Annotated in this window: 8 protein-coding genes and 1 riboswitch; of the genes, 5 read left to right on the top strand and 3 right to left on the bottom strand. The window is 61.6% G+C overall.

What is annotated here, in order from left to right; genetic code table 11:
* Positions 1-31: 31 nt before the first annotated feature.
* Positions 32-1,630, bottom strand: coding sequence for an ABC transporter substrate-binding protein (locus ACWF6P_RS16435; protein ID WP_452621703.1), 1,599 nt, complete (start codon positions 1,628-1,630; stop codon positions 32-34).
* Between the two features lie 403 nt (positions 1,631-2,033).
* Here ACWF6P_RS16435 and ACWF6P_RS16430 point away from each other — a divergent pair, with 403 nt between their 5' ends.
* The 5 genes from ACWF6P_RS16430 to ACWF6P_RS16410 all read left to right on the top strand — a co-directional run bounded on the left by ACWF6P_RS16430 (position 2,034) and on the right by ACWF6P_RS16410 (position 8,055).
* The gene (locus ACWF6P_RS16430; protein WP_452621702.1) at positions 2,034-2,600 is read left to right on the top strand and encodes a MarR family winged helix-turn-helix transcriptional regulator; all 567 of its coding nucleotides are present in this window, start codon (positions 2,034-2,036) and stop codon (positions 2,598-2,600) included.
* A 108-nt stretch (positions 2,601-2,708) separates the two neighbouring features.
* Complete coding sequence (locus ACWF6P_RS16425; protein WP_452621701.1) at positions 2,709-3,908, top strand: homogentisate 1,2-dioxygenase; 1,200 nt, start codon at positions 2,709-2,711, stop codon at positions 3,906-3,908.
* Positions 3,905-4,774, top strand: coding sequence for a hypothetical protein (locus tag ACWF6P_RS16420; RefSeq protein WP_452621700.1), 870 nt, complete (start codon positions 3,905-3,907; stop codon positions 4,772-4,774). The genes ACWF6P_RS16425 and ACWF6P_RS16420 overlap by 4 nt, the downstream gene beginning before the upstream one ends.
* Positions 4,771-5,961: a fumarylacetoacetase gene (gene fahA, locus ACWF6P_RS16415; RefSeq protein ID WP_452621699.1), complete on the top strand. Its 1,191-nt coding sequence runs from the start codon at positions 4,771-4,773 to the stop codon at positions 5,959-5,961. The genes ACWF6P_RS16420 and fahA overlap by 4 nt, the downstream gene beginning before the upstream one ends.
* Positions 5,962-6,064: 103 nt before the next feature.
* A riboswitch (SAM riboswitch) is annotated at positions 6,065-6,158 on the top strand.
* A gap of 4 nt (positions 6,159-6,162) precedes the next feature.
* On the top strand, positions 6,163-8,055 hold the full coding sequence (locus tag ACWF6P_RS16410; protein WP_452621698.1) for an FAD/NAD(P)-binding protein: 1,893 nt from the start codon (positions 6,163-6,165) through the stop codon (positions 8,053-8,055).
* 49 nt (positions 8,056-8,104) lie between these two features.
* Here the strand turns inward: ACWF6P_RS16410 and ACWF6P_RS16405 are convergent, their stop codons facing one another.
* Entirely contained in the window at positions 8,105-10,528 is a 2,424-nt protein-coding gene (locus ACWF6P_RS16405; RefSeq protein WP_452621697.1) for an ATP-dependent Clp protease ATP-binding subunit, read from the bottom strand.
* A gap of 114 nt (positions 10,529-10,642) precedes the next feature.
* A complete protein-coding gene (locus ACWF6P_RS16400) occupies positions 10,643-11,158 on the bottom strand; it encodes an Rv2253 family sensor-like surface protein (protein WP_452621696.1) in 516 nt (171 codons plus the stop codon).
* Positions 11,159-11,170 lie beyond the last annotated feature (12 nt).

Here is an 11,170-nt window from a genome sequence, read left to right as displayed (position 1 = left end):
TAGTGGGCACTACCAAAAAGGCGCACGGGGGTCAGCTCAACCACGTATTGCCGAAGAGCAGAATTCCGTCCGCACTCGGCGTCACTCCGTGCACGTTCTCGCGCCACGGAATGAAGACCTTGCCGGAGTTGACCACAGCCATCGGCGCCGTCTCGTTGACTACTGTCTGGATGTCGTCGATGACGGCTCGACGCTCTTCCTCCCCCGACGCCGTCTGCAGTTTGCCGAGCAACTCGTCCATCCGAGCGTTCTTGTAGCCGAGGATATTCGACGGCGACTCACTGAACAGATTGCCGTACATACGCACGAACGGTGACTCTTCGAGAACGTTGAACGCGAAGTAGGACACGTCGTAGTCGTGCTTGGCATACAGCATGGAGATCAGATCGTTGATGCTGGTTGCGTAGGTGATGTCGACCGTGAAACCCACTGCCTGCAAGAGCGACTGAAACGTCAGCGCGCTGCGTTGCGTCGCCGGGTCGTTCATTCCGACGTAGGTCAGTTTTCCGTCGTAACCGTCGGCCTTCGCCTCGGCCAGATACTTCTTCGCAGCCTCGGGATCGAAACCGTTTCCCGCCACCGAACCGTGCCATTGCGACCACGACGCGAACATGTCAGTGCCAGGTTCACCGAAGCCGCCTTGAACCCGCTCGTTGAACGTATTCGGATCCACCGCAGCGACGATCGCCTTTCGCACACGCTCGTCCTTCGCCGCCCGATCGTCGCGCTGATTGATCGCCAGCACTCCGGCCATGCTGGCCGAGTACACAAATCCCGGATCGCCGGCTTCGAAAGCCTCGTGAATGAAATCGGGAGACTTCAGATAGGCAACCTGAATTCCGTCGGTGTGTAGGCCCTCCAGTTTGCTCTTCTCGTTGACAATTGCCGGGAAGCGCAACTTCTCGAGATACGGCGCCCCGTCCCAGTACGTTGTACGGGCAGCGAGCACCAATTCGTCTTGGGAAGCGAACTTCTCGACGGTGAACGGGCCTGCCCCGACCGGGACGAAAGTGCCGGTTGCCATCGACGAGGGTGCGACGATCATGCCGGGACCAGTGGTGAACATGATCGGGAACTCGTCCCACGGCTGCGCCAAGGTGAAGACGACCGTACTCGGATCCGGTGAATTCATCTCGCGCACAGCGGTCTTCCACACCAGCGCGTGAGTTCCCTTCTTCTGCAGATAGTGATCGATGCTCCACAACACTGCTGCACTGTCCATCGCGGTGCCGTCGCTGAAGGTGACACCGTCGCGCAATTTCAGTGTCCACACCGTGTTGTCGTCGTTGGCAGACAAAGACTGCGCCATGTGGGGAACATATTCTCCCGCAGCGGTGTCGAAGCGCATCAAAAGGTCGTAAATGGCTGCCATTTCGCTACCACCGGTAGCGCCGCCGTCCTGACGGTCTGCTGGGTCGAGACTGCTGATTCCGTTGTACGTCGCAAACGAGACCGTGCCACCCGAGCGTGGCTCTCCCCCGTCGTTCTGGTCGCCGACAACTCCGGCCGTCACGTCCGATGCATCCGTGGTCGTACCTTGGCCGCTACTCGCACACCCGGTCACCACCAGTGTCGCCGACGCCAGGACAACCATGCAGATTCGAGCGCGAGCTCGGTACGAGCGCTTCATTGCGACTCACTTTCACAGTTCACGGACACGTCGATCTCATGGATCCAACACCCGACAGATTTGTGAGTGAATTCTAGGTAAGGACTCATTCTATGTCTGCGATTTCGCAAAGCTGAGACGATGATTCACAATATTGACGAGGAAAAGAGAATCAAATTCTAGATGACTCTGGTCCGCTGAACACCAACCAGATGGCATCGTCGAGGCTTCCACTGCGCCTCGGCGAACTGATCCCAGCACGAAGGGTGCTCGATCTCCCGTCCGCCGCCGTCTCCGCCTTGCGCAATCACGATCGTTCGGACTAGCGCTCGAATTTCCGAGTCGCCAAGGTTCGTCACAGTCCAGAGAAGTAATACACACATTAATTAAGTGTTGAACCACCCGATCGCGCTAGGGTTAGGCCATGAATGACCCGAGGACCGACAACCAGGCAACCGATGACCTGACAACCGTCGGCGAACTGAACTTCTGGTCGTTCATCGAACTGGCCAACAAGCGACTGGCCACAGAACACGGATTTCGCGACCAGTTGGCCACTGAGGTACTCCTGACGCTCAATCGAGCCTCCAACGTCGTCACCTACGATCTCGAGTCGTCGATCCACCGCCCTCGCGGCTGGTCATGGTCGTCGTTCCGACTACTGTTCGTCACCTGGCTCGCCGGACCGATCGAGCCGAAGGCTGCCGCCGGGCTCACCGGGATGAGTCGAGCCGCGGTCTCCAACCTGTCCAAGTCCCTGCTGGCAGACGGACTGATCGATCGCCGCCCCACCGAGAACGACGGACGCTCTGTCCAGCTGTACCTGACCGACAAGGGCCGAGAAGCCATGGTCGAGGCATTTCGCGAGCAAAACGAACGCGAGCACGCCTGGGTCAGCGTCCTGAGCGAAGCCGAACAGCGCATCCTTGTCATGCTCCTGGACAAACTGATCACCAACCGCAGCCAATTCGACGTACGCGGACGTAACTGACGCAAATCAACACCGTCTCGAGGGTTGCACGCATCACATCATTTTAGTTAATGTATTTACTATCTGGTGGATGTGGGCCAGGCAGAACAGCACAGAAGGAGCCCCGTCATGGCGTTCTATCGACAACTCGGCAACATTCCACCGAAGCGTCACACCCAACACCGTGACGAGTCGGGCAACCTCTACTACGAAGAACTGATGGGCGAGGAAGGTTTCTCCTCCGATTCGTCGCTGCTCTACCACCGCGAAATTCCGTCGGCCATCGTCGACGCAACGGTCTGGGAACTGCGCGACCAAAGCACCACGCCCAACCACCCCCTCAAACCCCGCCATCTGAAACTCCATGCACTGTTCCCCGAGAGCATCTGGAACGAGACCGACGTGGTAACCGGCCGTCGTCTCATACTCGGCAATGCCGATGTCCGACTCTCCTACGTGGTTGCTTCCGCACCATCCCCCCTGTACCGCAATGCAATCGGTGACGAGATGGTCTACGTCGAGTCCGGCGAGGCTACCGTCGAGACCGTCTTCGGCACGCTCGACGCCCGCGAGGGTGACTACGTCCTGATCCCGATGTCCACGACCCACCGGTGGATCCCCAAGGGTGACAAGCCACTCCGCGCTTACGCCATCGAGGCGAACAGTCACATCGTCCCACCCAAGCGCTATCTCTCCCGTTTCGGCCAACTGCTCGAGAACGCACCGTTCTGTGAACGAGACCTGCACGGACCGATCGCGCCCATGGTCGCCGAGGGCACGGACGTCGAAGTACTGGTCAAGCACCGTACGTCGGCAGGCATCGTCGGAACCCGAATGGTGTACCCCACTCATCCTTTCGACGTCGTCGGTTGGGACGGCTGCCTGTACCCGTACACCTTCAACATTACGGACTACGAGCCGATCACCGGCCGCGTTCACCAGCCGCCGCCGGCACATCAGGCGTTCGAGGGGAACAACTTCGTGATCTGCAACTTCGTACCGCGCAAGGTCGACTACCACCCGCTCTCGATCCCGGTGCCGTACTACCACTCCAACGTCGACTCGGACGAGATCATGTTCTACTGCGGCGGTGACTACGAGGCACGCAAGGGTTCCGGTATCGGGCAGGGTTCGATATCGATTCATCCCGGTGGCCACGCTCATGGCCCACAACCCGGCGCGTACGAACGAAGCATCGGCGCGGAGTTCTTCGACGAACTGGCCGTGATGGTCGATACGTTCCGTCCGCTCGAATTGGGTGAGGGAGCCTTGGCTTGCGAAGACGAAGCCTACGCCTGGAGTTGGGCAGGGCGGGGGCCGCAGCAATGACGATCATCTCTCCCCTCCTCCGCGCCCTGTGCGACGACGCAGCACTCTTCCCACCCGGCAATGCTCCTCTCGCCGAGGCAGTTCCGGCCCACGCCGCCTACCTGCAGGCGGACTACGACGCACTGGTCGGGCCCTTCGTCTTTCCCGCGCCGCGATTGAGCGAACTGGCCGCGTATGTTTCGGCAGACAACCCGGTGACGCTGAGTCTGACCGTACCGGCCGGCCCAGCCGATACGGCGGCCGCACTGTCGAACGCGCTCGCCAGCCCTGGTGTTCACGTCGCCGCCGTCGAGGTGGGAATTCCTGACGGGCTGGACGCTGATGCGGCCTTCGAGGAACTCGCTCGTGTCCATGCCGCTCATCCCGACGTCGATATTTTTGTCGAGGTACCCCGTGGTGATCGGCGCGCGGACTATCTGACAGCTCTCGAAACTGCCGGGTACTCCGCCAAGTTTCGCACCGGCGGGATTGTCGCCGAGGCGTACCCGGACGAGGAAGAGCTCGCCGATGCGGTGATATCCGTTGTCCGAGCGAATATCCCGTTCAAGGCAACCGCGGGACTGCACCACGGCGTGCGCAACACCGATCCGGAAACAGGCTTCGAGCAACACGGCTTCCTCAACATCATGGTGGCCGTCGACGCTGCGAGGAGGGGCGCCGATCGTTCGGAAGTTGTTGCTGCACTGGCGCAGCGCAACGACGAATCGATTGCGCGAACCCTGTCCGGATTGACCGAGGCCGAGGCCGGCGAGGTGCGTCGCCGATTCCTCTCGTTCGGTACGTGCAGCATCTCGGACCCCCTCACCGAGCTCGAAGGGCTCGGATTGATCGTCCGCTCCGACAACACCGAAGGAACATTCGTATGACCGTCACGACCATCGACATTCCCGCCGACTCACTGTTCGGTCTCGACAATCTGCCGTACGGTGTCTTCTCCCCCGAGGGAGAGTCGCCGCGCATCGGTGTACGGGTCGCCGACTCGGTGGTCGATCTCGCAGCCACACTGGGTGATTCCGTCTTCTCCGAACCGACCCTGAACGCATTCATGGCCCAGGGCCGAGATCAGTGGATATCTGTGCGAAACCGGATCTCGGAACTCGTGACCGGTGAAATAGACTCGGATGCAGTATTTTCCGTCGACTCGGTGACACTTCACTTGCCCATCGCCGTGGCCGACTACGTCGACTTCTACGCCTCGGAGAATCACGCAACCAACCTCGGAAGGCTATTCCGCCCGGACGCTGCTCCCTTGATGCCGAACTGGAAGCACCTTCCCGTCGGATACCACGGACGCTCGAGCACCATCGTCGTCTCCGGCACCGATATCATTCGCCCCTGCGGACAGCGCAAGTCACCCGATCAGGAGAACCCGGACTTCGGATCGTCGCGTCGCCTCGACATCGAAGCGGAGATGGGGTTCATCGTCGGAACTCCCTCGAAGATGGGTGATTCCATCACCCCGGACGAATTCGCCGAGCACGTCTTCGGCGCTGTCGTCGTGAACGATTGGACTGCCCGAGACATCCAAGCGTGGGAGTACGTCCCCCTCGGCCCGAACCTGGGGAAGAGCTTCGCGACGTCCATCTCACCGTGGGTCGTACCGTTGCTCGCCCTCGAAGCAGCCCGAATCGACACTCCGGTGCAGGACCCCGAACCGCTCTCCTACCTGCGCGGTGAGGAGAAGTGGGGGCTGGACATCGATTTGGCCGTCGAATGGAACGGTCACGTCGTCTCGCGACCGCCCTACGCGCAGATGTACTGGTCGCCTGCACAGATGCTTGCGCACACCACCATCAACGGCGCCGCGGCCAGTACCGGCGATCTCTTTGCGTCCGGAACCATTTCCGGACCGGACAAGGATCAGCGCGGCGCCTTCATCGAACTGACTTGGGGCGGCGAAGAACCCGTCGCAGTCGGCTCCGCGACTCGCACCTTCCTCGAAGACGGCGACACCATCTCCATCTCAGCCACCGCTCCCGGCATCGGCGGTTCACGAATCGGCTTCGGGGATGTTCGAGCCCGTATTCTGCCGGCGACGCAGACCGAAAGGTAGCCGTCGATCTGTCGACTCGGGAGACCGATTGACAACTGTTTGATTCACGCTGATCTGATGTCCGGAATTCCTTGCCTCACGATTCTCCGAAGATAAGCTGGACTAACCATCCAGAGCGATCGAGAGTCCTGGCTCCGTGACGTCGCAGCAACCCCCTCAGCTGAGGTGCGGGTGCTTTCTGCCAGGTCCGATGGAGGACTCGTGCCCGGCGAACGACCCCGTACCTCAGTGGGGACAGCAACTGTCATCGTGATCGTGGGCGGTGGACCCCGCGGTACCGGCGTACTCGAGCGGATCCTCGCTCACGAATCGGTGAACGCCGATCCCACACCGATCGACATTCATGTCGTCGACCCGTATCCGGCAGGTGCCGGCCGTATTTGGAGAGGCAACCAAGCGCCGCTCCTGTGGATGAATTCGACAACCGCAGACGTCACCATGTTCACCGACGAGACCACCGCAGTCACCGGTCCGGTACTGCCGGGTCCGACGCTCGCGGAATGGGTCGCCGAGAACTCGGCTGAGCTTGCCCACTTCCCCGAAATCACGGCAGAAGTGCCGACCGTCACGCCGTCGTCGTTTGCATCGAGGTCACTGCAAAGCCGATACCTGAACTGGGTGTTCCAGACCGCGGTCGACTCTGCACCAGCGCACGTCGATGTTCGGGTTCATCGACGATCCGTGGTCGACATCGTGAACGTGGGCGAAGTACAGAATGTTCATCTGGACGACGGCGTTGTCATAGAGGCGACGGCCGTCCTTCTTGCACAGGGGCACCCGGATGCGTTGGCTGCCCCGCGCGAATCCGCACTGAGCGGGTTCGCGTCCGAACACGGGTTGACCTATGTGGGTCCGGGATACACCGCCGACCTCGACGCCGATGTCATTCCAGCAGGCGAGCCGGTATTGATCGCCGGACTCGGGTTGGCTTTCATCGACTGGATGGTTCTGCTCGCCGAGAGCCGCGGCGGTGTTTTCAAACGCGGTGACGACGGCGCCCTCACCTACGCTCCCTCGGGTCGGGAACCACTGTTGTATGCCGGATCTCGTCGCGGCGTGCCGTATCACTCCAAGATCTCGTACTCGATCGCTGACGCCCGGCCACCGCTACCGCGGTTCTTCACCGCTGATCTTGTTCCCGGCGACGGGCCTTTGGATTTCCGAAACGACATCTGGCCCCTGGCGTCGAAAGAACTGGCAGGCGCCCACTATCACGAGCTGTTCGCCTCGCACCCGGACCGGACGGTGGGCACCTGGGAGGAGTTCGACGCCGAATTCGCCGCGCTGGCTTGGGGATCGCCTCGATTGCAAGAACTGGTCGAGAACGCGGTCCCGAAGCCGGAGGACCGTATCGATCTCGAACGGCTCAACCGCCCGCTCGGCGGTGAGCGCTACGACGGACTTGCCGAGGTCCAATCTCGGATCACCGAATACATCTCGGCAGACGTCGCACGCCGGTCGGACTCGTATTTCAGCGCCGACGCAGCTGTCTTCTCAGCACTGCTGTCGACGTACATGACTGTCGGAGAATTGTTGCGGCGCGGCAGAATCCCGGCCGAATCCGTCGCCAAGGACGTCGAGGGGTGGCTTCATTCGTTCTTCAGCTTCATTGCCAGTGGTCCGCCGCCTGAGCGTCTGGAACAGTTGGTCGCCCTCAACGAGGCCGGCATCGTCGAGTTCCTCGGGCCGGATTCGGTGTTCTCCACCGAGATCGACCCGGCAACGGGAGCGGGGATCTTTGTCGCTCGCAGTGCGTCGCACACCGATATCGTGGCCGCGAACACCCTCGTCGAGGCGCGCTTGCCTGTCGCTTCCATCAGCGCGAGCGGTGACTCGCTCCTGCGGACCCTTCACGGGCGGGGCGAGGCAGTCGAACTACGTGCCACTGCCGACAGTGCTGCGAAGCTCGCGGTCGACGGCACGTCACGAATTCTTCATCAGGACAACACTGCTCATCCTCGCCGCTTCGCTGCCGGGCCGTGGGTTGCCGGACACAACTGGTCGGCGGCGTTCCCTCGTCCGCGCACCAATGCAGGGTTCTTCCGGCACAACGACGCTCTGGCTGCAGAGATTTTAGGCGCTGCGCGCCTGTGAGCGGTTAAGGAGCCCAGAGACTCCCTAACCGCTCACGGGGGCTGTGCCCCTAGCTGAACACCAACTCACCCTCGTCAACCGCGACGGTGATGCTGCCACCCTCTTCGAGGAGATCGTCGAGCAGCATGTCGGCGATCTTGTCGTCGACCACACGCTGGATCGAACGGCGCAACGGACGAGCCCCGAACTCGGGCTGATGCCCGTGCTCGGCGATCCAGTCCACTGCGTCGGCGGTGAACTCGATGTCGATGCCCTTCGACTGCAACCGCTTCCGGCTGTCGTCGAGCAACAGATCAGTGATCCGGTGCAGTTGCTCGGTGTCGAGCTTGCGGAAGATCACGATCTCGTCGATGCGGTTGAGGAACTCCGGCCGCATCGATTCGCGCAATCTCGCCATCACGCGGTCGCGCAGTGGCTTCTCCGCCGACTCTGCGTCACCCGTGGTGAAGCCGAGTCCACCGGATTTGCTCGAGATGATGTCGGAGCCGAGGTTGCTGGTCATGATCACGACGGTGTTCTTGAAGTCCACCGTGCGACCCTGGCCGTCGGTCAGACGCCCGTCGTCGAGCACCTGGAGCAAGGTGTTGAACACGTCCGGGTGCGCCTTTTCGATCTCGTCGAGAAGGATCACCGAGTACGGGTTACGACGCACTTGCTCCGTGAGCTGTCCGGCCTCGCCGTAGCCGACGTATCCGGGAGGAGCACCGACCAATCGGCTGACCGTGTGGCGTTCCCCGAACTCACTCATGTCGAAGCGCAGCATCTTGTTCTCGTCACCGAAGAGTGTGGCGGCCAGAGCTTTTGCGAGCTCCGTCTTACCGACACCGGTAGGCCCGAGGAACAGGAAGCTTCCGACGGGGCGATCCGGATCGCTCATACCTGTCCGGCTACGACGCACCGCACGAGCGATGGCGCGAACGGCATCATCTTGTCCGATGACACGACCGTGCAGTTCCTCCTCCAGACGGCGCAGGCGATCCTTCTCTGCCTGAGTCATCTGGCTGGCCGGAATACCCGTGGCGCGAGCGACAACCTCGGCGATCTGCTGAGCGGTCACGTCCGGAGTTTCCTCGGAAGGAACCGAGGATCCTGCCTTCTCGAGACGCTTTGCGACGCCGTTGATCTCGTCACGCAGGGTCGACGCCTTCTCGTACAACTCGTCGGCGACGGCTTTTTCCTTGTCGCTCTCGAGCTGCTCGAGACGCTGCTGCAGGGCAGCGGTGTCTACGGTGGCCGTCCTCAAACGGAGCCTGGCACCGGCCTGGTCGATCAGGTCGATTGCCTTGTCCGGCAAGAACCTGTCGCCGATGTACCGTGCCGACAGTTCCACCGCAGCGGTGATCGCCTCGTCGGTGTAGTGCACCTTGTGGTGATCCTCGTAGCGACTGCGCAGTCCGCTCAAGATGGCGATCGCGTCCTCGATCGACGGCTCTCCGACCTGTACGGGCTGGAAGCGCCGCTCGAGCGCGGGATCCTTCTCGATGTTCTTGCGGTATTCGTCGAGCGTGGTGGCGCCGACGATGTGCAGTTCACCGCGAGCAAGCTTGGGCTTGAGGATGTTTCCGGCGTCCATCGCGCCTTCGGCACCGCCGCCTGCACCGGCGATGGTGTGCATCTCGTCGATGAAGACGATCAGCTCGTCCTTGTGTGCGGTGATCTCGTCGATCACCTTGGTCAGCCGTTCCTCGAAATCACCGCGGTAGCGGGTACCCGAAACCATGCTCGACAGTTCGAGCTGGACGATCTTCTTGCCCACCAACGATTCCGGGACGTCCCCGTCAACGATGCGCTGGGCCAGCCCTTCGACGATGGCAGTCTTGCCGACGCCGGCCTCACCCACCAGGACCGGGTTGTTCTTGGTACGGCGGGAGAGGATTTCGATGGTCTGTTCGATCTCGTCGGCGCGGCCGATCACCGGGTCGACGCCGCCGTTGCGGGCGCGATCGGTGAGATCGACGCCGTACTTGTCGAGCGTCGGAGTGGTGGACTCGTCCTCCACTGGACCGGCCGCGGGATTCTGAACTGCGGCCTGCAACTTCTCCGGCGTGATACCGGCGGAAGCGAGCAGACGACCCGGGACATGATCGGGGTCACCGGCCAGTGCGATGAAGAGATGTTCGGGGTCGATGTACGTCGATCCCAGGGCTCGGGCTAGTTGATGTGCCTCGAGTAAAGCAGTTTTGACGGCGCTGCTGAGCGCGGGAGCTGAGTATGCACCCTGCTCACGGCCTTGTGGCAGTCGCAGGTCGACGGCGTCGACCACGGATTTCGGGTCGGCTCCGGCGCGCTGCATGAGCGTGCGGACCGGATCCTGCTCCGCCATGACGCGGAGAACGTGCAGTGCATCGAGATCCGAATCACCGCGAGCAGCCGCTACGCGTGCAGCGTCAGCCATGAGTTGCTGGGTGGCCCTGCTCATGAGCCGGGAAATATCGATGCGACCGGGACCCTCGGGCCCGAAGAATGCTGGCATTCCGAAGCCTCCTTGCAGAAAGTTGAGCGTTACTGACTCAATTAACGTGCATAAGGCTCGATCAATTCCCGCGGGCTCAGATTTGTTTCAACACCCTCGCGCCGAAGATCGTTCTCAACTACCGAAAGATCCGGTAGATCGACCGACCGGGTACGCCTCGATGTGCATGATCACCGATCCCTCGCAGGGACCACTCTTGATGTCGGTACGCCACGAACCCTTCAGGCTGCCATCGGGCTGAGGTGTGTAGTACGCGTCCGAATGTGCCGGCGCCCACACCTTGGGCACACCCTCACCTTGGTAGCAATCCCACTCCCAGTCATAGGGGTGCACCCAACTGGTTCCGTCCCAGGTGTATTGCGCCGGCTGCGGCAAAGTCGGATTGGCGGGAGCCGGCCCGCCCACCACAGTGGCAACACACACTCCGCCCGAGCAGTCCGTCTCGAACGTGTACGTATCGGAGAAATCCGGCTCCCATTGGCCGGCGGCCAGACTTGTACCTGTCTTGGTCGCGGCGAAGCGCTTGAGCGAGTAATCACCGGACCAGTTCGCATCCGCCGCCCCCGCAGGCATCGCCCCTGCGACAAACCAAGCAGCAACCAACGCAACCACCAACAATGACTTCCGCATGCGTGAAGTGAA

It is taken from the genome of Rhodococcus sp. NPDC055024 (assembly GCF_053608585.1).
Note: the sequence above shows the minus strand (reverse complement) of the source record. Positions and strands in the feature narration are given on the sequence as shown.